We start from the raw sequence: 23,102 nt of genomic DNA, 5'->3' as shown, positions 1-23,102 counted from the left end.
TCAGCCCTCCCAGATGACGGGCTCACTGTCGCGCTGGGCATAGCCGAGCAGGTCGAGCAAGGGCGCCGCCCGCTGCGAAAAACTCACTGCGGCAGCCATGCCGCGCGGTTTGTCTTCATCGTCATCGTCCTCGTCGGTTTCCGGCGGATTGGCGCGGCGGTCTTCTTCGACAGCGGCGCGCAGCCCCGCGATCGCGGCCGGCAACTGCTCTACGGTGACGATGCCGCGTCTGTCGTTGGGGTCCTTGCCCATGGCGTCGAGCATGCGTTCCGCAACCTTGCCGAACATGATGACGTCGCCAGCGGCGCGCGATTTGAAAGTGATGAGCATGGGGTCTCCTGTCGTGGTTCATGCCGGGGCACGCCCCGGTGTCGACACCCGACACGATAGCGCAGTTCAGGAGGATGAGTCAGGCGCGAAAAGACTACTCGCAACGCGAGCCGCGGCCGTCAAAACGGATCGGTCGCACTTTGCTGAACACGGACGGCGGCGTGCAACGTTCAGCGCAGTTGGTGAATGTGATGGTCACGCCGCCCTTGCCGTCGTCGCGAATGCGAGCGACACAGCGGGTCTGGCGCCCCCTCAATTCAACGTAAGGCTGTGAGCGGGTCTGCTTCATGTCGGCCAGCTCGAATACGCATTGGCCCTGGCCCGGCGCCTGGATCACGGTGCGCATGCGGCGTACCGTTCCGTCGCGCACCTCCAGCGTGGCATCGCCGCTTTCGCCGCTGTCACGCAGGAAATGGCAATCCGCAGCCAGTGTGATCGGCTTGGCAGGAGGAACTTTCGCGGGTTTGGCCGGCGCCGGCCTTGCCGGTTCAGGGGCAGGCGCCGACGGCGGAAGGGGCGGCGGAAGCACTGGCGTTTCGACCACCTCGGGGACGGGTTCGGGTGCAGGCGGAGGTGGCGTGGCGCAACCTGCGAACGCGATCGCGAGAATCAGCAGGCTTGCACGCAATCCCTTGTTGGCGCCGTACAACTTAGCCTCGGCGGAAGCTTGCCAGCAGCACGCCGGCACCGATGAAAAGTCCGCCGAACATCCGGTTGACGGCCCGCGCATGGCGGCCGCGCAGCGCGCGCAGGACCCGCGACGCCAACAAGGTGTAACTGCTCATCACGACCATGTCGGTCGCGACCAGCGTAGCCGCGCAGATCGCGTACTGGGGCCACTGCGGCGCATTGGGATCGATGAACTGCGGCAACACCGCGAGCATGAATAGAATGCCCTTGGGATTGCTGGCGTTGACCAGGAAACCGCGCAGCACCAGATTGCGTCGGGATGAATCCGCCACCTCGGCTTCGAGCGGGTCGTTGCCAGCACTTGCCCGCCACTGTTGGATGCCGAGCCAGACGAGATAGGCCGCGCCCAGCCATTTGACGACGTCGAAAGCAACCGCCGACGCGGCAAGAATGGCGCCAAGCCCCGCCGCCACGACGGTCACCAACATCACCACGCCGGCCTGCAGACCAAAGATGTTCCACACCGCCCGCCTGTAGCCGTAGCGCAATCCGGCCGTCATGCATGACAGTGCGCCGGGGCCGGGCGACAGGCTGATCAGCCAGCTTGCAACGAAGAATGCGAGCCAAGTATGGAGAGGCACGGGAGCTCTGGATCGGATAGGTGGAGGGCAGCAGTATCGCAGACGACATTGTGTCGCTGCTTGACAACATCACCACTCGGCGCCGATGAGCGCCGCACGCTTGCCTTGGTGTTCGTTCGCAAGCCGCGAGCGCCGCCAAGAACGGAAGAAATGCCTTCAGAATGCCCCGCGCCGCGCTCTCCGGACTTTCAGGGCCACTCGCGTGCAAACTGCCGGCCTGGCGGTCGTTGGACAGGCTCGGACACGTCGACAGGCGTACCCAGATGGATAAAGCCCAGCAGACGATCGGGTGCGTCGAACCCCAACGCGTGCGCGACGCGCGGGTCCTGACTCGGCGCGCCGGTCACCCAGAAAGCGCCATATCCCAAGGCATGCGCTGCATTGAGAATGTTCATGCCCGCCGCGGCTACGGACATGAGTTGTTCAAATTCCGGGACCTTGTGGCCCTGGGTCAGATGAGCGCCCAACGCAATCAGCATTGGCGCGCGCAGAATCTTGGCGCGTGTGCGCTCGAGCTTGTCGTGCGTAATGTCGGGCTCGCCCATGCGAGCAGACTCGGCACACAGGTCCGCCAGCGTCTGACGGGCGGCGTCGCGAATCACCACGAAACGCCACGGGCGCAACTGCCCATGATCGGGCGCTCGCACGGCGGCATCGAGTATGGCGTCCAGTTCAGTGTCGCTCGGCACAGGCGCGCGCAGACGCTTGACCGAACGGCGGTCAAGCAGGCCGCTCAGCATTGCGGGATCAGGGGGCGAAGCCGGACGGCGCATACCAGCGCCTTCGTCGTCGTGTATATGGAACATCGATAAATACTCCGTTGGGGTGCTGTTGTTGTTGTCTGCCGCACTTCTTATGCCGGGGTGTCTTCTCGGCCGCGGCGGATTTCTTCCACCGCACGCATGAGGATCTCGGCCACGCGTCGCTGCTCGTCGGCGTCGGCGTGGGCGGCTTCGTGTACGGCGGATCTGACTGCATGGCGGGCCTGGGCGAGTTCCGGAGTGCCTTCAGTCGGGCCTTCTTCGGCCTCGCCTGCAAAGAACTTCCGCACACGGTCCAGCTTGCGGGCGATGTGCCCAAGCCGCTGCAACATCTCGTCTGCATTGCCGCGATTGGCCTCGAGATGGGCACGGCCCGTGTCGGTGATGCTGTACTGCTTCTTGCTGCCCTCGGCACTCACCTCGGCATAGCCGATCTCTTCGAGGTAGGTGAGCGCCGGATACACCATGCCCGGGCTGGGCGCATAGAAGCCACCAGAGTGCTCTTCGAGCGCCTTGATGAGTTCATACCCATGGGAAGGTTTGCGTTCCAGCAGCGCCAGCAGGAGGAGTTGCAGGTCGGACGACGCCAGCTTTCGCGCCTTGGGGAATCCGCGCCCGCCGAAGCCCATGGCGTCATCGCCAAAACCCCCGAAGAAACCGCCGCGACGACCTCCATGACTGCCCGGCATGCAATGGAAAGCGTTGTGAGGGCGAGCGGAGTGGAAAATTGATCTGAACATGACGTTACCTTTTTATATCTTACGATGTATATCGCAAGATATACGTGCAGTTCCAAAACGTCAACTCCGCGGTATCGGGCGCCACAAACGACAACGCCCGCCTCACTGACGTGACGGCGGGCGTTTCCCTGTGGAAGAGGGGTTTTCTTACTGCGGCAGCGGCTGGCCTGCGACCTTGTGGGCGATGATCTGCGCAGCTTGCGGCGACACAACACCAAACATCATGAAGCCATCGGGCAGAGGGTCCTTGAGCAGAGGCATCGCCACGATGTCCTGCCCCACGACCACGGCGAGACGACTTCCGCTGTTCGCGCGACTGACGTCGGCGAGCTTCGCCTTGCCGGCGTCGTTAAAGTACAGTCCGATGAAACCTTGGCCGTCCTTATTCGCCATCGGATCGATGTTGGTCAGGTCGGCGCTGCCCAGTAAGGGCTTGGGGTTGATATAGACAGTGTCCGTGCCGACGGTGGTCCGATCCCAGCCTTTGACTTCCTTCGGCGAGGTCATGAGGATGTAGAGCGGTTCTGCCTTGACGGCCTGAGCGGTCTGCGGGGCCTGTGCCGTAGCGGCCTTCTGCGCAGGCGCCGGCGTCTGAGCGCCGGAAAGAGGAGCGAACAGGCTCACCGAGACGGCAAGCAGCGAAGACATTAGGGTGGAGGGTTTCATATGCGTCGTCCTTAAAGAGTGATTTCTCCCTGAAAGAACGCGCATAGTGGCGTATCGGCCCCAGCGTCAATACGTTATCGATCAAGTAGATAGGACGAATTGCGTAAGAAGATGTGCCCCCTGGCCCAAGCCAAGACAGTACCTAGGAGAGACCTCCCGAACTCTTAAGAAAGAATGAGAATTCCCTAGTTTTCTACAGTCTGACCCCGACAAAGGACGACCATGATTCACGTGCGCAAAGCCGAAGACGGCAAGGTTCGCCAACAGATCGATGCGGACGGCCACACGCTGTTCGCCGATACAGCAGCCGGAAATGGCGGTGACGGTTCAGCGCCGGACCCGCATGCGCTGCTCGATGCAGCCTTGGGGGCGTGCACTGCACTGACGGTTACGTTGGTTGCGCAGCGACGGCAGATCCCATTGCAGGACGTAAGGGTCAGCATCTCGCACAAGGAGGGGGACGGCGTCTACACCATGGATCGCCGGATAGAGCTGGTGGGCGACCGGAGCGAAGAGCAGCGCGAGTTCCTGCTCGGGATCGCCAACCGCTGCCCGATCCACCGGACGCTGACGGGGCATATCGAGATCGACACGCAGCTGGTCTGACGATCCGCCAGATGACACGCAGCGCCGCACATTCGATGTGCGGCGCCATTTTGCCCCGATCAGCCTTGCGGTGCTGCCTCGTCAGGCTCGAAGGCTTCTGGATGTTGCTTGGCAATCTCGGGCAATGTGCGCCAGATTTCGCGGAGGTGGGCGCGGACAGCTTCGCCCGCTGCGGCCGGATCCCCCAGCTCGATGGCATCGACGATACGTGAGTGTTGGTCGACCAGCAGATTGAACGGGGTCTCGCGCTCCAGGCTCAGGTAGCGGACGCGGTCCATCTGCGCCTTCACGTCTTCAACGACCTGCCACGCAAAGTCGCGGTCGCAACCGTTCGCAAGGGCTTGGTGAAATGCTTCGTCGAGTGCGTTGAAGGCGGCCCGGTCATCATCGGCAACCGAGGCCTGTTCGCGCAGGATGCCGCGCAGCCTGACCACGATGTCGGCCCGACCGGCATGCGAGGCCAGTTCCTGCACGACGGCCACCTCGATCACCTCGCGGACAAACCGTGCCTGCATCACCTGGCGTGCAGAAATGCGACGCACGTACGTGCCGCGCTGGGGCAGCACTTCAATGAGGTTTTCGTATGCGAGCTTGGCAAACGCCTCGCGGACCGGTTGTCGACTGACGTCGTAGTGGCGACAGACATCCGACTCGGACAAGGACTGCCCTGCCTTGAAGCGGCCTTCGATGATGGCGCGCCGCAGTTCGTCGTGCAGCAGGGCCGCCGTGGATTTCGGCACTTCGTACCCCAAACCCTTGGGGCCGCGCCGGACCAGTTCCCGTTCTCCCACTTAACTCCTCCACTGCTCGCGCTCAAGCCGGCGCGTTCTTTGTGATGGCTGCGAACCCCGTGGCAAATCCGCCCTGGAGCACCAAGGGCCGATGATTGCACAAAGCGGGCTGGTCCGTATTGCCATCCTGCGGCTAACCGGCATGGCGGAAACGATCAGGGCCCCACGAGTGGAGCCCTGAAAACAGCGGTTGAGCGCCTCCGCGGGCGCCCAGGACCTTACTTGACCTGTTGGGCCAGTTCGCCCGCCTTATAGCGGGCGGCCATCTTTTCCAGATTGATCGGCTTGATCCTGGCTGCCTGGCCGGCACTGCCGAAAGCTTCGAAGCGCGCCTTGCAGATCAGCTTGGCTGCCTCACGGGCAGGCTTCAGATAATCGCGCGGATCGAACTTGCTGGGATTTTCCGCCAGGTACTTGCGGATAGCAGCGGTCATCGCCAGACGAATGTCGGTGTCGATATTCACCTTGCGCACGCCGTACTTGATGCCTTCGACGATTTCTTCGACCGGCACGCCGTAGGTTTCCTTCATGTCGCCGCCGAACTCACGGATGACCGCCAGCAGTTCCTGCGGAACGCTGGACGAGCCGTGCATCACGAGATGGGTATTTGGGATGCGGGCGTGGATTTCCTTGATGCGACTGATCGCCAGAATGTCGCCGGTGGGCTTGCGGGTGAACTTGTAGGCGCCGTGAGAGGTGCCGATGGCGATGGCGAGCGCGTCACACTGGGTCTGCTTGACGAAGTCGGCGGCCTGCTCCGGATCGGTCAGCATGGACGAGTGATCCAGTACGCCTTCCGCGCCGATGCCGTCCTCTTCGCCGGCCATGCCCGTTTCCAGCGAGCCGAGGCAACCCAGTTCGCCTTCCACCGTCACGCCGATGGCGTGCGAGAACTTGACCACTTCGCGCGTGACGGCAACGTTATAGTCGTAATCCGACGGCGTCTTGCCGTCTTCCTTCAACGAACCGTCCATCATCACCGACGAAAAACCGGAACGGATCGCGGCCTGACACACAGCGGGGCTCTGACCATGGTCCTGATGCATCACGACAGGAATGTGCGGATAGGCTTCCACCGCTGCCGAGATAAGGTGGCGAAGGAACGGCTCGCCGGCGTACTTACGGGCGCCTGCCGATGCCTGCATGATGACCGGGCTATCGCATTCGGCGGCCGCCTCCATGATTGCCGTGACCTGTTCAAGGTTGTTCACATTGAAGGCGGGCAGGCCGTAGGTGTTTTCGGCCGCATGGTCGAGGAGTTGGCGCATCGAAACGAGTGGCATCGCGGTTTCCTGGATGAGTTGGGTAGATGGGTTGAAATTCTTGTGGGGCGGATTCTACTCCCAAGACGGGGGTGAAAATGTCGGAGAGACACCGTAGGGGCACACGATAGTCATCATTAATGATGTGCCCCTCGATGTCGGAACAGCAAGAAAAAGGCCGGCTCCCTTGCGGGAGCCGGCCTTGCAATGCGTCAAGCGCGGAAGGAGATACCTCAGACCTCGCCGATGCGCACCACCTTCAGGCTGTTGGTGCCGCCGGACTGGCCGAGCGGCTCGCCGACGGTGATCACGATCACGTCACCACGCTGCACCAGTTTGTGGCGCAGCAGCGTCTGTTCGGCTTCACGCAGCAGGCGTTCGCGGTCGTCCGTGATGCGCGGCATCAGGATCGGCTGCACGTCGCGCAGCAGCGCGCACTTGCCCAGCGTCGACTCTTGTGAGGTTAGCGCATAGATAGGCACACCGGCACGCAGACGGCTCATCCACAGCGCGGTCGAACCCGATTCGGTCAACGCCACGATGGCCTTGGCACCCATGTGGTAGGCCGTGAACAGCGCAGCCATGGCGATCGACTGGTCGATGCGGGTGAAGGTGCGGTTCAGGAAGTCCTGATCCAGCGTCACCGGGAAGGACTTTTCAGCCTCTTCACAGATGCGCGCCATGGTTTCGACCACTTCGACCGGGAACTTGCCAGCGGCGGTTTCGGCCGACAGCATGACGGCGTCGGTGCCATCCAGCACGGCGTTGGCCACGTCGGACACTTCGGCGCGCGTCGGAACCGGGCTGGAGATCATGGATTCCATCATCTGCGTGGCGGTGATGGCGATCTTGTTCAGCTCACGGGCCAGGCGGATCATCTTCTTCTGCAGCGCGGGCACGGCAGCTTCGCCGACTTCAACGGCCAGGTCGCCGCGAGCGACCATCACGCCGTCGCAGGATTCGAGGATTTCACGCAGGTTTTCCGGTTCGACGGCTTCGGTACGCTCGATCTTGGCGATCGTCAGCGCCTGGCTGCCGGCCGAACGGATCAGCGTGCGCGCCATGTACATGTCGGCCGAGGTCTTCGGGAACGACACCGCGACGTAGTCCACGCCCATTTGCGCGGCCGTCTTGATGTCTTCCATGTCCTTGGCGGTCAGGGCCGGAGCAGTCAGGCCACCGCCCTTCTGGTTGATGCCCTTGTTGTTCGACAGTTCACCGCCGAAACGCACGGTAGTGTGGATTTCGTTGCCGATGATGCGTTCGACGTCCAGGACGATGGCACCATCGTTCAGCAGCAGGATCGTGCCGGGGCGAACGTCCTTGGGCAGATCCTTGTAGTCCAGGCCGACGCGTTCGTCGTTACCGAGTTCGCAGTCCGAGTCCAGAATGAACTTCTGGCCCTTTTCGAGGAAGGTCTTGCCGTTCTCGAACTTGCCGACGCGGATCTTCGGGCCTTGCAGGTCGGCCAGGATGGCGACTTGCTTGCCGACGCGGCGGGCGGCTTCGCGCACGATGTTGGCGCGGTTGATGTGGTCTTCGGCCTTGCCGTGCGAGAAATTCAGACGGACAACGTCGACACCGGCCCGAATCATGCGTTCGAGAACTTCCGGGTCATTCGAGGACGGGCCGAGAGTGGCCACGATTTTGGTATGGCGTTGCATCCTGACTCCTTGATAGGAAGAGAGCGGAGGGAGTTTTTCGGTAGCTGCAACAGAGGGTGCCGCACTCGTTTCCTTTGTAGTGCGTACAACCTTGCTGCGCGAGACTTTCTTGACGGGCTTGTTTGCCAAGCCTTCGTTTTTCTTCATGGCGTCTTGCACCCGTGGGCGCTCAAAAATAAAGCGCCGGATACTGAGACCCGGCGCTTGGGGTTCGTTTAGCCGTTGGCGCGTTGCTTGAGGGCTTCGACCGCCGGCAGGGCCTTGCCTTCCAGGAATTCCAGGAAAGCACCGCCGGCCGTCGAGATATAGCCCACCTTGTCGCCGATGCCGAACTTGGCAATGGCGGCAATGGTGTCGCCGCCGCCGGCCAGCGACATGCCGGACGACGATGCGATGGCATCGGCAATGACCTTGGTGCCATTGGCAAAGGCGTCGAACTCAAAAACGCCGACCGGGCCATTCCAGACGATGGTCTTGGCGGCCTTCAACTGCTCGGCGAGCCTGGCGGAGGTTTCCGGGCCGATGTCCAGGATCATGTCGTCAGCGGCCACATCCTTGGCAGCCTTGACGGTCGCCACGGCAGTCGGAGCGAATTCCTTGGCCACCACGACATCGGTCGGGATGGGCACGGAGGCGCCACGTTTGGCCATCTTGTCGATGATCTGGCGGGCATTTTCGACCAGGTCGGCTTCTACCAGCGACTTGCCCACCGGCAGGCCGGCCGCGACCATGAACGTGTTGGCGATGCCGCCACCGACGATCAATTGATCGACCTTGTCGGCCAGGCTGTCCAGGATGGTCAGCTTGGTAGAGACCTTCGAACCGCCGACGATGGCGGTCAGCGGGCGCTCGGGCGCGACCAGCGCGCGGCCCAGCGCTTCGAGTTCAGCAGCCAGCAGCGGACCGGCGCAAGCCACGGGCGCGGCCAGCGCCAGCGCATGCGTGGTGGCTTCGGCACGGTGAGCCGTGGCAAAAGCATCGTTGGCGTAGATGTCGCAGAGCTTGGCCATCTTGGCAGCCAGTTCTTCGCTGTTCTTCTTTTCGCCCTTGTTGACGCGGCAGTTCTCCAGCAGCACGACTTCGCCGGGAGCGACCGTGAAGCCGCCATCGACCCAGTTCTGGATCAGGCGAACGGGCTGGCCGAGCAGGTCGGACATGCGCTTGGCCACCGGGGCCAACGAATCGACGGGCTTGAATTCGCCTTCGGTCGGACGGCCCAGGTGCGACGTGACCATCACGGCAGCGCCCTTGTCCAGCGCCAGCTTGATGCCGGGCACGGAAGCGCGGATGCGGGTGTCATCGGTGATCGCACCAGTGTCGTCCTGCGGCACGTTCAGGTCGGCGCGGATGAATACACGCTTGCCGGCCAGATCCAGATCGGAGAGTTTCTTGAATTGCATGATGAATCCCGTTCAGTGAAAGGTGAGGGTGAATGGCGGCGGGCGGCTGCGACGCGGCGCACGGCCGGCCACTGCTTCACCATCCACGGTCCACTTACTGCGCGCATACGAAGGGCGCCGCAGAATTGCGACGCCCTCGGAGGCGGCTCAGACGCTTACTTGGCGACGACGCGGACCATCTCCAGCACCTTGTTGGAGTAGCCCCATTCGTTGTCGTACCAGGACACGACCTTGACGAAGGTGCCATCCAGCGCGATGCCTGCGTCGGCGTCGAACACCGAGGTGCAGGGTTCGCCACGGAAGTCGGTCGACACGACCTTCTCTTCGGTGTAGCCCAGCACGCCCTTCAGTGCGCCTTCGGAAGCGGCCTTCATGACCTTGCAGATTTCTTCGTAGGTCGTTTCCTTGTTCAGCTCGACCGTCAGGTCGACCACCGACACGTCGGAGGTCGGCACGCGGAACGACATACCCGTCAGCTTCTTGTTCAGCTCGGGGATCACCTTGCCCACAGCCTTGGCAGCGCCGGTCGAGGACGGGATGATGTTTTCCAGGATGCCGCGGCCACCGCGCCAATCCTTGTTCGACGGGCCATCAACGGTCTTCTGCGTGGCGGTCGTGGCGTGCACTGTGGTCATCAGGCCGCGCTTGATGCCGAAGGTATCGTTCAGGACCTTGGCCACCGGGGCCAGGCAGTTAGTCGTGCAGGAAGCGTTCGAGATGATCGCCTCGCCCTTGTAGGCCTTGTCGTTGACGCCGTACACGAACATCGGGGTGTCGTCCTTCGACGGGGCGCTCATGATGACCTTCTTCGCACCAGCCTTGATGTGGGCTTCTGCGGTTTCCTTGGTCAGGAACAGGCCGGTCGATTCAACGACGACGTCGGCGCCGACTTCGGTCCAGTTCAGCTCGGCCGGGTTCTTGATGGCCGTCAGGCGGATTTTCTTGCCGTTGACGATCAGCGTGTTGCCATCGACGGCGACTTCACCCTTGAAGCGACCATGCACGGAATCGAACTTCAGCATGTAAGCCAGATAGTCCGGCTCGAGCAGGTCGTTGATACCGACGATTTCGATGTCGGAGAAATTCTGGACGGCGGCGCGGAAAACCATGCGGCCGATGCGGCCGAAACCATTGATACCAACCTTGATTGCCATTTTTATACTCCTAGTTAGCAAAAGTTCTTCAACATCCACCACCTTCGCGTGCGGCGCTGCACAACGCGCCGCTTGAATCCGGCCGGGGGCAATCCGGATACGCGAAACAACCAGTCTATATCAGCTTCATGACAGCTTCGACAGCCTTCTCTGGCGTGAAGCCGAAATGACGGAAGAGTTCCCCGCCGGGGCCGGATTCGCCGAAACGATCCATCCCGATGACGGCCCCTTCGAGGCCCACATACTTGTACCAACCGTCGGTGACGCCGGCTTCGATCGCGACGCGCGGCACGCCTTGCCCCAGCACTTCGCGGTGGTATTCCGCGCTTTGCAGATCGAACAGTCGCGTGCAGGGCATCGACACCACGCGGACCGGAATGCCGCGTTCTGCGAGCAGCTTCTGCGCGCCCAGCGCGACGCCGACTTCGGAGCCGGTCGCGATCAGCACGGCGCGCGCTGCGCCGCCGACTGCTTCAGACAACACGTAACCGCCACGGCGGATCGCCGCCACCTGCTCCGCCGTACGCGGAGAAAACGGCAGGTTCTGACGCGTCAGCGCCAACACGCTGGGACCGTCGTGGCGCTCGATGCTGGCCGCCCAGGCCACCGCCGTTTCGACCGTATCGGCCGGACGCCAGACGTTCAGGTTGGGGATCATGCGCATCGAAGCAACATGCTCCACCGGCTGGTGCGTCGGACCGTCCTCGCCCACACCGATCGAATCGTGGGTAAAGACCATGATCTGGCGCACGCCCATCAGTGCCGCCATGCGGATGGCGCTGCGGGCGTAGTCGGAGAACACCAGGAACGTGGCGGTATAAGGAATATAGCCGCCGTGCAGCGCGATGCCGTTGGCAATCGCCACCTCGGCGAATTCGCGCACGCCGTAGTTGATGTAGTTGGCACCCGTGACGCCCGGCAGGAACTCCTTCGAGCCGGACCACAGGGTCAGGTTCGAACCGGCCAGGTCGGCCGAGCCGCCCAGCAGTTCGGGCAGCGCCGGTGCCAGCGCCTCGATGGCCTGCTGCGAGGCCTTGCGGGTCGCAATCGATTCAGCCTTGTTCTGAGCCTTGTCCAGCAGCGCTTCACGTGCGGAAGCATAGGACTGCGGCAGCAGGCCGATCTGGCGGCGTTCGAATTCGGCGGCCAGTTCGGGGTGTGCGGCCTTGTAGGCGGAAAAACGCTCATTCCACTCGGCTTCGCGGGCGGCACCGGCAGCCTTGGCGTCCCAGGCGGCGTAAACATCGGCCGGAATTTCGAACGGCGGGTGGTTCCAGCCGATCACCTTGCGTACGGCTTCGACTTCGGCCGCGCCAAGTGCCGCGCCGTGGGCGTCGGCGGAGTTGGCCTTGTTGGGCGAGCCCATGCCGATAACGGTGCGGCAGATCACCAGCGACGGGCGCTCATTGTCAGCCTTGGCTGCCTGCGTGGCGGCTTCGATGGCTTCGGCGTCATGGCCGTCGATGGGGCCGAGCACCTGCCAGCCATAGGCTTCGAAGCGAGCCTTGGTGTCGTCGGTGAACCAGCCGGTGACTTCGCCGTCGATGGAGATACCGTTGTCGTCGTAATAGGCAATGAGCTTGCCCAGCTTCCACGTACCGGCAAGCGAGCTGGCTTCGTGGCTGACGCCTTCCATCAGGCAACCGTCGCCGAGGAACACGTAGGTGTGGTGGTCGACGACGTCGTGACCGGGTCGGTTGAAGGTTTCGGCCAGCAGCTTTTCGGCCAGCGCGAAGCCAACGGCGTTGGTCAGACCCTGACCCAGCGGGCCGGTGGTCGTTTCAACACCGACAGTCTGGAAATTCTCGGGGTGGCCCGGGGTACGCGAGCCGAGTTGCCGGAAGCGCTTGATTTCTTCGATCGGCAGATCGTAGCCCGTCAGGTGCAGCAGCGCGTACAGCAGCATCGACCCGTGGCCGTTCGACAGGACGAAACGGTCGCGGTTGGCCCACTTGGGGTTGGCCGGGTTGTGCGACAGATGGCGGCGCCAGACGACTTCGGCGATTTCCGCCATGCCCATCGGCATGCCGGGGTGGCCGGAATTTGCCTGCTGGACGGCGTCCATCGCCAGCGCGCGGATGGCACCTGTGATGGGCGTGAAAACGGGGGTCTTGGGGGTATTTTGCATAGTCACTTCTGGCGGAAAGGCCTTGGGCGGTGTCGACAAGAGTGGAATTATCTGCGAAACAGGGCATTGGACGCCACAAAACCGCCCGGTTTCGTTTCCGCCAGACAATATTCTCTGGAAAATTAACAGTTATTCCGACGGCACCGATTGATCGCCCGCAAGACCAGCACGAACTGTCTGACGCGGATTTTCCCGCTTGCTCAGTCCTGGCTGCGCGCCATGGCCTTCTGGCGCCGTTCGACGAGGCGCCAGATAAGCGGTGTCAGGATGAGCTGCATCGCCAGGTCCAGCTTGCCGCCGGGCACCACGATGGAATTGGCCCGGCTCATCCACGAGCCGGCAATCATATTGAGCAAATAGGGAAAATCCTGCCCGCGCGGATTGCGGAAGCGGATCACGACGAGCGTTTCGTCGGCCGTCGGCACATCGCGCGCAATGAACGGATTCGACGTATCGACGACTGGCACGCGCTGGAAATTAATGTGTGTGCGGGCGAATTGCGGAACGATGGTGTGCACGTAATCGTGCATGCGACGCAGGATTGTCTGCTGCACGGCTTCCATCGAATAGCCACGCGTACGGGTGTCACGATGGATTTTCTGAATCCACTCCAGGTTGATGGTCGGCACCACGCCGATCAGCAGATCGACATGGCGAGCGACGTCGTGCGTGTCGGTCACCACTCCACCGTGCAGGCCTTCGTAATACAACAGGTCCGAGCCTTCCGGCAGAGGCTCCCATTCGGTCAGCGTACCCGGTTCCTGGCACCAGCGCGCAGCGTCGACCTCATCGTGCACGTAGTGGCGATGCGTGCCGGTGCCGGTGCGGGCGTACCCGGCGAACAAGGCCTCGAGCCGATCGATGTGATTGGCCTCGATTCCAAAATGGCTCGGCGCCGGCTCACCGCGTTCTTCGGCGTGGAGGATGCGTTCGGTCATCTCACGGCGGTCGTAGCGATGAAAGGCGTCGCCTTCGACCATGACCGCGCGTACGCCTTCGCGCCGAAAAATCCAGTCGAAGGTTCGCGAAACGGTCGACGTGCCCGATCCCGAAGAACCGGTCACCGCCACGATGGGATGCTTGCTCGACATGCTTGGCCCTACCCGTTCTGCTCTAGCCAGGCCTGCCACTCGTCATACAGCGCCCGATTGGCCGCCAGCACGACAGGGCTCTTGGCCGCCGGATCGGCCACCAGCGACCCGCCCCCCAGGACGCCGGCACAACCGCCCGCCTCGGCGAGGATCAGGCGGCCGGCAGCGTAATCCCACAGCGCCTGGCCGCCGTGCAGGTACACATCGATGCGGCCCGCGGCCGCAAAGCACCACTCCAGTGCGCTCGAGCCAAAATTGCGTTGCGAGTAATACGGCGGCGAGCGCACCAGGCTCACTGCAAGATCGGTCGGGATGCGCTTGAAGTCGATGCCCGCCACGGCGTCCGACAATCCCACGGCGCTTTCGCGCAGCGGCAACTGCACGCCATTGAGCCATGCTCCCGCACCACGCTCGGCGTAGAAAGCTTCGTCGCGCACGGGGTTGTACACCACGCCGAACTCGGTCTCGCCATTGACGAGGTAGGCCACCGACACGGCAAACACCGGAATGCCGTTGGAGAAATTCGTTGTCCCGTCGATGGGATCGATGCACCACAGCCCGTCGCGCCCGTCCTGCCAATGCGCCAGTTGTTCTTCCGGCGACATCTCTTCGCCGATGACGGGAGCGTCGAGCAAATGCGGAAGCCGCTCGGCGAGCGTCTTCTGCGCGGCGATGTCCGCCTCGGTCAGCGAACTGCCATCGAGCTTGCGTTCGCGGGTGATGTTCAGGAAGCGCGGCACGATGACGTCGCGGGACACGGCCCGCACGATCGACTCCAGCGCCAGCGCCCGGGCCAGCTTGGGCATCGGCCTTCTCCAGGGGATGATCGGATGCGCGGGAGCGAGTCGGGCGCCGCCTATAATGGCGGGCCGGTGGCGCAGCCCACGGGTTTTCGATCATAACATCATGACACCACGCTTCTACTGCCCGCCGGGCTCGACCGGCCCGCTCGCCAAAGGCGCCGAAATCGCCCTGCCACGCGAAGCGGCGCACCATGCCGACCGCGTACTGCGCATGCGCGTCGGCGATGCGCTGTGCATCTTCGACGGTGAAGGCCTGCGCTATTCCGGCCAGCTCACCGCCACCGGGCGCGAAGTGCGCATGCGCATCGATGCAGTCAGCGAATCCGCGAGCGAATCTCCGCTCGACATCACATTGGTGCAAGCGCTGGCAGTGGCCGACAAGATGGACTGGATCGTCCAGAAAGCCGTGGAACTGGGCGTCAATCGCGTGCAGCCCGTCGCCGCGGAACGCAGCGTACTGCGCCTGGATGGCGATCGCGCGGCCAAACGCGTCGCCCACTGGCAGCAGGTCGCGCAGTCGGCGGCCGAGCAATGCGGGCGCGATCGGCTCACCGCGATCGCGCCGGTCTCTTCGCTGCCGGCCTGGCTGGGCGGCGGTTTTGCCGGAGAGCGCTGGATTCTCGACCCCGTGGCGGGCACATCATTGCGCGACCGCGCCGCGCCCACGGGGCCGGTAGCGCTGCTCATCGGCCCGGAAGGCGGCTGGAGCGAAGCCGAACTGGCCGCCGCACGCACGGCCGGCTGCACGCCGATCACGCTCGGGCCGCGCGTGCTGCGCACCGAAACCGCCGGGCTGGCGACTGTGGCGGCAATGCTGGCGCTCTGGGGCGATTTCTAGCCCGTATCCGACAAGCGCATCGCCGTCCACCCGCGAACGTGGCATTCTTTGCGACTGCAGGCGGGGCAAGGCTCCGTCCGCACCGCGCACCTCCCGCCGCGCCGAGCGGCACAACCTCCGCGCGGATCGCTTTCATCCGATGGAGCAGGCATTGAACGACAAGGCACAGCATTCCGCTTTCAACGAGAACGTGACGGCAGCGCCGCCGATGACCGAATCCAACGCCATGCAGTTCGTGGATTGGGTCCGGGGCGCGGCGCCGTATTTTCACGCCTTCCGCGGAAAGACCTTCGTCATCGCTTTTGGCGGCGAAGTCGCGCAGGGCGAAGCGCTGCAGGATCTCTGCAACGACTGCAACCTGCTGGCAGCACTGGGCGTGCGCCTCGTGCTGGTGCACGGCTCGCGCCCGCATATCGAACAGGAACTCGCGCGACGCGGCCTTGAATCGGTCTATCACAAGAGCCTGCGCATCACCGATCGCCGCGCGCTCGAAGCCGTCAAGGCCGGCATGGGGGTGACGCGCATCGAGATCGAAGCCTGCCTCTCGCAGGGTCTGCCGAACACGCCGATGGCGGGCGCATACATGCGCGTGACAGGTGGCAACTTCATCGTTGCGCGCCCGATCGGCGTGGTGGACGGTATCGACTTTCAATACACCGGTTCGGTGCGCAAGGTCATCGCGGAAGAAATCTCCGCCGACCTGGACCAGCAGAACGTTGTTCTGATCACGCCGCTCGGCGTGTCACCCGCTGGCGAGATCTTCAACCTCGCCATGGAAGAAGTCGCCGAGGCCGTCGCCATCGCGCTGCAGGCCGAAAAACTCATCTACCTGTGCGACGCCCCCGGCCTGCTCGACGGCCAGGGCAATCTCATCGAAGCCATCACGGCGGATGAGGCCGAACGCAAATTCCAGGAAGGCGTAGGCCTGACCGAAGACCTCGACCTGTTCCTGCCGCGCGCCATCCGCGCCGTGCGCAACGGCGTTGCCCGCGCTCACTTGATCGACCGCGACAAGGACGGCGGCCTGCTGCTGGAATTCTTCACCCGCCAGGGCGTCGGTACGATGGTCACGCGCGATCCGCTGCATCGCATCCGCGAAGCAAACAACGAAGACATCGCCTCGCTGATCCACCTGATCCAGCCGCTCGAAGCCGATGGCACGCTGGTACGCCGCCCGCGCGAATTGCTGGAAAAGGAAATCGAACGCTTCACGCTGGTCGAGCACGACCACGTCGTCATCGGCTGCGCGGCGCTCTACCCGTTCCCCGAAGAGAGCATGGCCGAAATGGCCTGCCTGGCGATCCAGCCCGACTACCGTCGCGCCGGGCTCGGCGACCGACTTCTGCAACACATGGAAAGTCGCGCGCGCAACGCGGGTTTCTCGCGCCTGTTCGTACTGACGACGCGTACCGAGCACTGGTTCCGCGAGCGCGGCTTCGTCGAAGTCGCCCCCGAAGAACTGCCGGCCCGCAAGCGCGACCTGTATAACTTTCAACGGCGTTCCAAGGTACTGATGAAGACGCTGTAACGGAGGTGTCCGGTGGCAAAGCCCGCTGCCGGCGATCAGCGCCGGGTCCGCGCACGGCCGCGCCCGCCACCTCTTGTGCCCGTGCTCGCGTGCATGCTGCTCGTCGGCATCGCGCTATTTCCGTGGATCGTTGACTACCCGGCCAGCGCCGCTGGCTGGTCCTTGCTCGTGGCAGCAGTCTGCGCCGCTTGCTGGCTTGCGCATGTGGCCGGACGGCGCCACGTCGCCCCGCAAGGCGGCCGGGCGCCCGCCAACTACCGTCAACTGGCCGAAGACACGCCGGGGCTGGAAGCCCTGGTCGACATCGAGGGACGCCTGCTCTGGGTGAACAACGCCTTCCACGACATCACGGGCTACACCCTCGAGGAATGTGCACCGGCCGGCCGGATGGTCGACCTCTGCGTCGCACCGGCTGACCGGCGGCGCGCGCACGTCATGGCGCTGCGGGCGCTGCAAGGCCGCCCCAATACGGGCCACGAACTCCGTATCCGGCACCGCAATGGCAGCGAAGCCTGGTTCACATGCCGGTGGTATGCGTTGCGCGATGCCAGGGGGCGGCTCACCGGTGTCCGGCTGTCCGGCCAGAACGTCCAGCATCGGCGTGACATTGAAGCACGCCTGCGCGAGACCGTATCGGCCCTGCGCGAAGCACAGGTGCTGACTGATCTCTATCTGCGCCAGAGCGACGACGAACGGGCACGCCTCGCGGCGCTGCTCGACACGGTCACGCTCGGCATCGTGTTCATCGACCGGGAACGCCACGTACTCTACATAAACCCCGCTGCACGGGCGATGTGGGGCATCGCGGACCAGGCATCGACGGCGGGCATGGATGCCGGCACCCTGCTCGAATGCACCGCATCGTTGCGGGCCAACGACGCCGACTATCGCCGCCACCTTGCCGAGATTCTCGAACAGCGCGGCGCCTCCGAACCCTATGACATCGACATGAATGATGGGCGCGTGTTGCGCGAAGTCTCATCGATGGTCATGACGCGCGATGACGCAACGGCCATCGGGCGGCTATGGGTGCACGAAGACGTCACGGCAATGCGCTGTGCACAACAGCGGCTGGTGGATATGGCCGAGCGCGATCCGCTGACCAACCTGCTCAACCGCCGCCGCTTTGTGGAAGAGCTCGACCGGCAACTCGCCGACAGCCAGCGCCGCAGCCTTCAGGTGGGACTGATCTTCTTCGACCTGGACGCCTTCAAGCACGTCAATGACACGCTCGGACATCACATTGGAGACGCCCTTCTTTGCGCCGTGGCGGCCGGCGTAGCCGACATCGTCCGCCGCAACGAATTGTTCTTCCGCCTGGGCGGCGACGAATTCGCGATACTGGTGGCAGATACCGACGAAGAGAGCATGCTCTTGTTGGCACAGCGGGTACTGTGCACCATCGCGGAGCTTGCGCCACCCGGGATCGGCCACACCTGTCGCGTCAGCGCCAGCCTTGGCATCGCCATCGCGCCCCAGCATGCGCATGATTCGCACACACTCATGGCAGCGGCCGATCGCGCCATGTACGTGGCAAAATCACGCGGCAAGAATTGTTGCGAGGTAGCCTCGGCGTACCCGCAACAGGAACCATGAATCAGGTATCGGCATGAGCAGCGAAAATACCCCCAAGCCCGTCCGCACGGTCACCTGCCCGCAATGTGGCTCGCCCGCAGAGTGGTCGCCGCGCAATCCCTACCGCCCGTTCTGCTCCGAACGCTGCAAGCTCATCGATCTCGGCGCGTGGGCCTCCGAGTCCTATCGCGTGACGGGGCAGGAGCCGCCGCTGATGGACGACGACAGCTAGGAGCCCGCGCGTTCAGGCGCCCGGGCGCTTGCGATGGAACGTCACCGGTACGCTTACTGGCGGCGGCGACGCGAGGATATGTTTCTTCATCCTGCCGACGACGTGCATCTCGCACGGTTTGCAGTCAAAACGCAGCGTGAGCCGTTCGGCGCCATTCACGAGCGTCATCGGCTCGGCACGCACCTGCCCCTGTACGCCTTTCACCCCCTTGGCCTGCTTGGGGCAGAGGTTGAATGAAAAGCGCAGGCAGTGTTTGGTGATCATCAGCGACACCTCACCCGCCTCTTCATTGGCCTCGTAGGCTGCATCGATCAGCTTCACGCCGTGGCGCGCGTAGAAACGGCGGGCCGCGTCGTTGTAGACGTTGGCGAGATAGCTCAACGTATCGTCCGGATAACTGGCCGGCGGTTCGACGGGGGCCTTGCGCGGCAGGCGTTCCAGCGTTTTCGTGCGCGCCGCCTCGAGCGCGGCGATGCCATCGCGCCGCAGTGCGTTGAGCTGGGATGCCGGCACGAAATACCGGGCAGCGGCATCGTCGATCGTCACTTCGCGCGCCGCGAACATGGTGTTGCCGAGCTTCGACAGACCGTCGCGCAAAGCCATTGCCGCGCGTTCAGGATGCTCCGCAAGCACCTTGTCATGCGCCAGCGAAGCGCTGGCTGTCACGCCATCCTCATCCGTCAGCGACAGCACGAAGCCCGCATCGGCATCGCGCAACTGCATCCATACGCCCACGCGACGATCCGCGGATTTCTTCGTCAAGGCCTGTTCCCAGGCGTGGTCGCGATTGCGGCTGATCGCCGTACCCGGCTTCAATCCCGGCAGTGAAGCGATAGCCTCATTCGGCCAGACGCGCCACATGTTGCCTTCGACACACTGAGCCCGGTTGGCCTGCACGCCGACGACATCGCGCTTGTGCATGTAGTTGAGGCCGTCACCGTTGTGCAGCGGCGCGTCGGCCTCCATGTCGAAATGGTCGCCCGCCACGCGCGTCACCGTGCCGAGTGCCACGCCGACGAACTTCGGCGAATCGAAGGCGCCGATGTCTTCCTTGCGACCATTCACGAAATAATCCGTCGCGCTGCGATGGAAGGTCTTGTCCGGTTCGGGCGTGAACAGCAGGTACGTCTCGCCGCTGGAAGCACGCGCAAGCTCCGGCCGCTCGGTGAGAATTTCGTCGAGCAGCAAGCGATAGTGAGCGGTGATGTTCTTGACGTACCCGACGTCCTTGTAGCGGCCTTCGATCTTGAAGGAACGGACGCCCGCGTCGATCAGCGCACGCAGGTTGTCGCTCTGGTTGTTGTCCTTCATCGACAACAGGTGCTTGTCGAAAGCCACCACGCGCCCCTGCGAATCCTGCAACGTGTAAGGCAGGCGACAGGCTTGCGAACACTCGCCCCGGTTTGCGCTGCGGCCCGTGTGGGCGTGGCTGATGTAGCACTGGCCTGAGAACGCCACGCACAGCGCCCCATGAATGAAGAACTCCAGCGTCGCGTCGGTGGCGTCATGCACCGCACGAATCTGCTGCAGCGTCAGCTCGCGCGCCAGCACGATCTGCGAGAACCCGACGTCGGCCAGGAAGCGCGCCTTGTCCACGGTGCGGATATCCGTCTGCGTGCTCGCGTGCAACTGGATCGGCGGCAGATCGAGTTCGAGCAGGCCCATGTCCTGCACGATCAGCGCGTCCACGCCTGCGTCGTACAACTGCCAGATCAGCTTGCGCGCCGGCTCGAGTTCGGCGTCGTGAAGAATCGTGTTGAGCGTGGCAAAGATGCGCGCGCGGTAGCGGTGCGCGAACTCCACCAGCCCGGCGATATCCGACACGGTGTTCTCAGCGTTGGCCCGCGCGCCAAATGACGGCCCGCCTATGTATACGGCGTCGGCGCCATGCAGGACAGCCTCGCGGCCAATGTCGGCCGTCTTGGCGGGGGAAAGCAGTTCGAGATGTGGTGTCGTAGCCATGTCGGGGAATCCATGCCCGGCAATGTCTGGAGGCGCACCGCTCGGGAAGGTGCGAAGGGTAGGCGCACCCGCGCGGCCGGTCAAATCGGCAGAACAAACGAAAACGGGCCGCAATGCGGCCCGTTGGTAACAGCTCGTGTCGCGTCGGTCAGTAGCCCGTGGTGACGCCAAGACCGCCGGGCAGTGCGCCCTTGAGTTGCGACGGCTTGAAGGCGCCAGTGGTCGTCCAGGCCATCCAGTCGATGTCGCCGACGATCGCAGAGTCTCCGTTGTCGCCCGCCTGGATGTAGTTGTTCAGCAGCCAGGCTCTGCGCAGATCGTTGCTGGTGACCGTCGGGATGATGGGCGTATCGGAGCCGTCCGCGTAGACCGTGAACGATCCGCTGCGTGGGCCGGTCAGCGTCACGCTGACCTGGTAGATGTGCGGCACCGACATGTCGAGCGGCGTCCCTGCCATCGGCATGGCGACAGACTCTTCCGGCTGGCCGATGTACACACTCTGCGCCGTCGTGTCATTGCGAATGCCAAGCACAATGCGAGCGCCGTCGCTGGCGCCCGGCGTGGCGAGACTCAGCTCCACTTCGAACAGGCGCGTCTTGCTGTCGTAGACAACGCCCGCGACGGGTGCCACCCGCATCAGATATGTCAGCGACTTGGGGTAGATGGCATCCGACCAGAACGACGTGCTGCGCACGATGCTGCGGTCAAGCGGCGACGATGAGGTATCCAGGCGGAGCAACCCGGTCGCCGCGTCAGCCTTGAAACCATCGAAGAATTTGATGGTGCGGCCCTGCGAATCCTGTGTCGTTCCGCCGATCAGAGAGAACGGTGCAGTCGCGCGGGACGATGGAAAAGCAATCGCAGCCACGTGGGTGAGCGCCACGCTGCCGTTGTAGGCCGCCCATTTGTAGTCGGTAGTCGGAGTAGTGCCCTTGGCGACGACAGTGACCTTTGCCGCAACGTCGACATACGACAGCGACTTGTTGCTGCTATCGAGCACTTCGACGCGCACCGACGTGCAATAGGTGCCCGCCTTGAGTGCACGTGCGTCCGTGTAGATCCACGCGTAGGGCTGGTCCGCCGCAAGTTCGGTGACCAGCCAGGTTGTCGCCGTGCCCCCCGGCGGCGGCGCAAGCTTGATGGCAGCCAGTTTCGAATTGGTGAACGTCGCCGACACGAGCTGACGAGCACTGACGGCCCCCTCATCGACAGTGAAGCTCAATTGCGTCGTGGAAAGGCTGAAATCGGCCGTCGCCGGTTTGCTGCTGCCTGCCGGGCAATTCACTACCGAAGAGCTTGAACTGCTCGTGCTGGATGAAACACTGCTGCTGGACGACACACTGGAATTCGATTCTGCGCCGCTGGGCGACGCACCGTCTCCACCCCCTCCGCCGCCCCCACAGGCGGACAGAATTCCCGAAAAAAAGACGACAACACACCCCCGGACTACGGATTTCATCTGATCCCCCGATGTTTGTTTTTTTGATGTCTCGGCGCAGGGCGCGCCGATCGTTTGAATTCTACTGAACGGAACCCATGATTCATTGACACAAATTTACAGACCGAAGGGCGATGCCGACTGCCGCCACGAAGCGGATTTCCGTCGAGGACAGCGCCGCACTGCGCTACCATCCGCCCCACGGCGTCATAAGCGCCTTTTTGAATTCTGGAGATGTTCATGAGCAGCTTTACCAAAGTGGTCCTGTACACCGGCGCCGGCGGCCGCGCGGCTTTCCGCGAAGACGACATTTCGCTGGATGAATCCAATCCCAACGTCCATCTGTCGAGCGTGATCGGCGCTTCCGGCATCCAGTTGCGTCGCAGCCCGGTCGGCTTCAAGAGCGCCGTCCATGTGACCGGCACACCGCAGTGGGTCTACATCCTGAGCGGTGCCATGGAAATCGTGCTGCTCGACGGTTCTTCGCGCGTGTTCAAGGCTGGCGAACACTTCTACTCCGCCGACACGTTGCCGGAAGGCGCGGTCTTCGACCCGAAAGTGCACGGCCACTGGAGTCGGCAGGTCGGCGACGAGCCGCTGGTGACGCTGTTCGTCAAAGACTGAACGCGCTGCTTCAACCAAAGAAAAAGCCATCCGGTTCGATACCGGATGGCTTTTTTGTCAGTGCCTGCAGAAGTTGCTGCTCGGTGAGCAACTGCAACCCGGCCGCTTGCAGCAATCCGATCACGCGGCGGCGTGATTGATTCTGCTGTACCGCCGCACGGCTGCCATGGCCTGTACGGGCACGCACATGACAAGGGCCGCTCACGCGGCCCTTCGTTTCAACACTTGCCGTCACGCG

General features: G+C 63.4%; 24 protein-coding genes. 7 read left to right on the top strand and 17 right to left on the bottom strand.

All coding sequences use genetic code 11. The annotated features are described in order from the left end of the window. From ACDA63_RS04745 to ACDA63_RS04720, 6 genes are all read right to left on the bottom strand, one after another. Nucleotides 1-330, bottom strand: coding sequence for a DUF1840 domain-containing protein (locus tag ACDA63_RS04745; protein WP_373662037.1), 330 nt, complete (start codon nt 328-330; stop codon nt 1-3). Nucleotides 331-424: 94 nt separating this feature from the next. Continuing rightward, a complete protein-coding gene (locus ACDA63_RS04740; RefSeq protein ID WP_373662036.1) occupies nt 425-979 on the bottom strand; it encodes a hypothetical protein in 555 nt (184 codons plus the stop codon). Nucleotide 980: 1 nt separating this feature from the next. After that, nucleotides 981-1,601 carry a homoserine/homoserine lactone efflux protein gene (rhtB, locus tag ACDA63_RS04735; RefSeq protein ID WP_373662035.1) on the bottom strand — a complete coding sequence of 207 codons (621 nt, stop codon included), beginning with the start codon at nt 1,599-1,601 and terminating at the stop codon, nt 981-983. Nucleotides 1,602-1,789: 188 nt separating this feature from the next. Further along, complete coding sequence (locus ACDA63_RS04730) at nt 1,790-2,407, bottom strand: nitroreductase (protein WP_373662034.1); 618 nt, start codon at nt 2,405-2,407, stop codon at nt 1,790-1,792. A gap of 47 nt (nt 2,408-2,454) precedes the next feature. Next, the gene (locus ACDA63_RS04725; protein ID WP_373662033.1) at nt 2,455-3,102 is read right to left on the bottom strand and encodes a PadR family transcriptional regulator; all 648 of its coding nucleotides are present in this window, start codon (nt 3,100-3,102) and stop codon (nt 2,455-2,457) included. Between the two features lie 147 nt (nt 3,103-3,249). Further along, nucleotides 3,250-3,768 (bottom strand): hypothetical protein, encoded by a 519-nt coding sequence (locus tag ACDA63_RS04720; protein WP_373662032.1) that lies wholly within the window; start codon nt 3,766-3,768, stop codon nt 3,250-3,252. A gap of 222 nt (nt 3,769-3,990) precedes the next feature. Between ACDA63_RS04720 and ACDA63_RS04715 the strand changes: the two genes are divergently transcribed. Beyond that, entirely contained in the window at nt 3,991-4,374 is a 384-nt protein-coding gene (locus ACDA63_RS04715) for an OsmC family protein (protein WP_373662031.1), read from the top strand. A 59-nt stretch (nt 4,375-4,433) separates the two neighbouring features. Here ACDA63_RS04715 and ACDA63_RS04710 read toward each other — a convergent pair whose 3' ends face one another. From ACDA63_RS04710 to ACDA63_RS04675, 8 genes are all read right to left on the bottom strand, one after another. Next, nucleotides 4,434-5,165, bottom strand: a complete 732-nt coding sequence (locus ACDA63_RS04710) for a GntR family transcriptional regulator (RefSeq protein ID WP_373662030.1) — start codon at nt 5,163-5,165, stop codon at nt 4,434-4,436. Between the two features lie 218 nt (nt 5,166-5,383). Continuing rightward, nucleotides 5,384-6,448, bottom strand: coding sequence for a class II fructose-bisphosphate aldolase (fba, locus tag ACDA63_RS04705; protein WP_373662029.1), 1,065 nt, complete (start codon nt 6,446-6,448; stop codon nt 5,384-5,386). A 212-nt stretch (nt 6,449-6,660) separates the two neighbouring features. After that, complete coding sequence (gene pyk / locus ACDA63_RS04700; RefSeq protein ID WP_373662028.1) at nt 6,661-8,091, bottom strand: pyruvate kinase; 1,431 nt, start codon at nt 8,089-8,091, stop codon at nt 6,661-6,663. Nucleotides 8,092-8,306: 215 nt separating this feature from the next. Beyond that, nucleotides 8,307-9,491, bottom strand: a complete 1,185-nt coding sequence (locus ACDA63_RS04695) for a phosphoglycerate kinase (protein WP_373662027.1) — start codon at nt 9,489-9,491, stop codon at nt 8,307-8,309. Between the two features lie 155 nt (nt 9,492-9,646). Further along, nucleotides 9,647-10,645 (bottom strand): type I glyceraldehyde-3-phosphate dehydrogenase, encoded by a 999-nt coding sequence (gene gap, locus ACDA63_RS04690; RefSeq protein WP_373662026.1) that lies wholly within the window; start codon nt 10,643-10,645, stop codon nt 9,647-9,649. A 115-nt stretch (nt 10,646-10,760) separates the two neighbouring features. Beyond that, nucleotides 10,761-12,773, bottom strand: coding sequence for a transketolase (gene tkt / locus ACDA63_RS04685; protein WP_373662025.1), 2,013 nt, complete (start codon nt 12,771-12,773; stop codon nt 10,761-10,763). 200 nt (nt 12,774-12,973) lie between these two features. Next, nucleotides 12,974-13,864 (bottom strand): phosphoribulokinase, encoded by an 891-nt coding sequence (locus ACDA63_RS04680; protein ID WP_373662024.1) that lies wholly within the window; start codon nt 13,862-13,864, stop codon nt 12,974-12,976. A gap of 8 nt (nt 13,865-13,872) precedes the next feature. Next, nucleotides 13,873-14,670 (bottom strand): inositol monophosphatase, encoded by a 798-nt coding sequence (locus ACDA63_RS04675; RefSeq protein WP_373662023.1) that lies wholly within the window; start codon nt 14,668-14,670, stop codon nt 13,873-13,875. A 100-nt stretch (nt 14,671-14,770) separates the two neighbouring features. Here ACDA63_RS04675 and ACDA63_RS04670 point away from each other — a divergent pair, with 100 nt between their 5' ends. The 4 genes from ACDA63_RS04670 (at nt 14,771) to ACDA63_RS04655 (ending at nt 18,840) form a co-directional block, all read left to right on the top strand. After that, nucleotides 14,771-15,505, top strand: coding sequence for a 16S rRNA (uracil(1498)-N(3))-methyltransferase (locus ACDA63_RS04670; protein WP_373662022.1), 735 nt, complete (start codon nt 14,771-14,773; stop codon nt 15,503-15,505). Nucleotides 15,506-15,713: 208 nt separating this feature from the next. Continuing rightward, complete coding sequence (argA, locus tag ACDA63_RS04665) at nt 15,714-17,033, top strand: amino-acid N-acetyltransferase (RefSeq protein ID WP_373662107.1); 1,320 nt, start codon at nt 15,714-15,716, stop codon at nt 17,031-17,033. Between the two features lie 12 nt (nt 17,034-17,045). Continuing rightward, on the top strand, nt 17,046-18,629 hold the full coding sequence (locus ACDA63_RS04660; protein WP_373662021.1) for a diguanylate cyclase domain-containing protein: 1,584 nt from the start codon (nt 17,046-17,048) through the stop codon (nt 18,627-18,629). Nucleotides 18,630-18,642: 13 nt separating this feature from the next. Next, nucleotides 18,643-18,840 (top strand): DNA gyrase inhibitor YacG, encoded by a 198-nt coding sequence (locus ACDA63_RS04655; RefSeq protein ID WP_373662020.1) that lies wholly within the window; start codon nt 18,643-18,645, stop codon nt 18,838-18,840. Nucleotides 18,841-18,852: 12 nt separating this feature from the next. Here ACDA63_RS04655 and ACDA63_RS04650 read toward each other — a convergent pair whose 3' ends face one another. Both ACDA63_RS04650 and ACDA63_RS04645 read right to left on the bottom strand, forming a co-directional pair. Continuing rightward, on the bottom strand, nt 18,853-20,802 hold the full coding sequence (locus ACDA63_RS04650) for a U32 family peptidase (RefSeq protein ID WP_373662019.1): 1,950 nt from the start codon (nt 20,800-20,802) through the stop codon (nt 18,853-18,855). 148 nt (nt 20,803-20,950) lie between these two features. After that, the gene (locus tag ACDA63_RS04645) at nt 20,951-22,024 is read right to left on the bottom strand and encodes a hypothetical protein (protein WP_373662018.1); all 1,074 of its coding nucleotides are present in this window, start codon (nt 22,022-22,024) and stop codon (nt 20,951-20,953) included. 7 nt (nt 22,025-22,031) lie between these two features. Between ACDA63_RS04645 and ACDA63_RS04640 the strand changes: the two genes are divergently transcribed. Then, complete coding sequence (locus ACDA63_RS04640) at nt 22,032-22,265, top strand: hypothetical protein (RefSeq protein ID WP_373662017.1); 234 nt, start codon at nt 22,032-22,034, stop codon at nt 22,263-22,265. A gap of 215 nt (nt 22,266-22,480) precedes the next feature. Then, complete coding sequence (locus ACDA63_RS04635; RefSeq protein ID WP_373662016.1) at nt 22,481-22,864, top strand: hypothetical protein; 384 nt, start codon at nt 22,481-22,483, stop codon at nt 22,862-22,864. A 10-nt stretch (nt 22,865-22,874) separates the two neighbouring features. Here ACDA63_RS04635 and ACDA63_RS04630 read toward each other — a convergent pair whose 3' ends face one another. After that, nucleotides 22,875-23,099, bottom strand: a complete 225-nt coding sequence (locus ACDA63_RS04630) for a hypothetical protein (RefSeq protein WP_373662015.1) — start codon at nt 23,097-23,099, stop codon at nt 22,875-22,877. Nucleotides 23,100-23,102 lie beyond the last annotated feature (3 nt).

It is taken from the genome of Uliginosibacterium sp. sgz301328, assembly GCF_041807905.1.
In the GTDB taxonomy this organism is placed as follows: Bacteria; Pseudomonadota; Gammaproteobacteria; order Burkholderiales; family Rhodocyclaceae; genus JBGVSA01.
This window is presented reverse-complemented; position numbering and strand designations above follow the sequence as displayed.

Excerpts from the sequence above, each read along its gene's own strand:
- ACDA63_RS04745 (WP_373662037.1), bottom strand. The coding sequence starts at position 330 with ATGCTCATCACTTTCAAATCGCGCGCCGCTGGCGACGTCATCATGTTC.
- ACDA63_RS04730 (WP_373662034.1), bottom strand. The coding sequence starts at position 2,407 with ATGTTCCATATACACGACGACGAAGGCGCTGGTATGCGCCGTCCGGCT.
- ACDA63_RS04725 (WP_373662033.1), bottom strand. The coding sequence starts at position 3,102 with ATGTTCAGATCAATTTTCCACTCCGCTCGCCCTCACAACGCTTTCCAT.
- ACDA63_RS04720 (WP_373662032.1), bottom strand. The coding sequence starts at position 3,768 with ATGAAACCCTCCACCCTAATGTCTTCGCTGCTTGCCGTCTCGGTGAGC.
- ACDA63_RS04715 (WP_373662031.1), top strand. The coding sequence starts at position 3,991 with ATGATTCACGTGCGCAAAGCCGAAGACGGCAAGGTTCGCCAACAGATC.
- fba (WP_373662029.1), bottom strand. The coding sequence starts at position 6,448 with ATGCCACTCGTTTCGATGCGCCAACTCCTCGACCATGCGGCCGAAAAC.
- pyk (WP_373662028.1), bottom strand. The coding sequence starts at position 8,091 with ATGCAACGCCATACCAAAATCGTGGCCACTCTCGGCCCGTCCTCGAAT.
- ACDA63_RS04695 (WP_373662027.1), bottom strand. The coding sequence starts at position 9,491 with ATGCAATTCAAGAAACTCTCCGATCTGGATCTGGCCGGCAAGCGTGTA.
- gap (WP_373662026.1), bottom strand. The coding sequence starts at position 10,645 with ATGGCAATCAAGGTTGGTATCAATGGTTTCGGCCGCATCGGCCGCATG.
- tkt (WP_373662025.1), bottom strand. The coding sequence starts at position 12,773 with ATGCAAAATACCCCCAAGACCCCCGTTTTCACGCCCATCACAGGTGCC.
- ACDA63_RS04680 (WP_373662024.1), bottom strand. The coding sequence starts at position 13,864 with ATGTCGAGCAAGCATCCCATCGTGGCGGTGACCGGTTCTTCGGGATCG.
- ACDA63_RS04675 (WP_373662023.1), bottom strand. The coding sequence starts at position 14,670 with ATGCCCAAGCTGGCCCGGGCGCTGGCGCTGGAGTCGATCGTGCGGGCC.
- ACDA63_RS04670 (WP_373662022.1), top strand. The coding sequence starts at position 14,771 with ATGACACCACGCTTCTACTGCCCGCCGGGCTCGACCGGCCCGCTCGCC.
- argA (WP_373662107.1), top strand. The coding sequence starts at position 15,714 with ATGACCGAATCCAACGCCATGCAGTTCGTGGATTGGGTCCGGGGCGCG.
- ACDA63_RS04655 (WP_373662020.1), top strand. The coding sequence starts at position 18,643 with ATGAGCAGCGAAAATACCCCCAAGCCCGTCCGCACGGTCACCTGCCCG.
- ACDA63_RS04650 (WP_373662019.1), bottom strand. The coding sequence starts at position 20,802 with ATGGCTACGACACCACATCTCGAACTGCTTTCCCCCGCCAAGACGGCC.
- ACDA63_RS04635 (WP_373662016.1), top strand. The coding sequence starts at position 22,481 with ATGAGCAGCTTTACCAAAGTGGTCCTGTACACCGGCGCCGGCGGCCGC.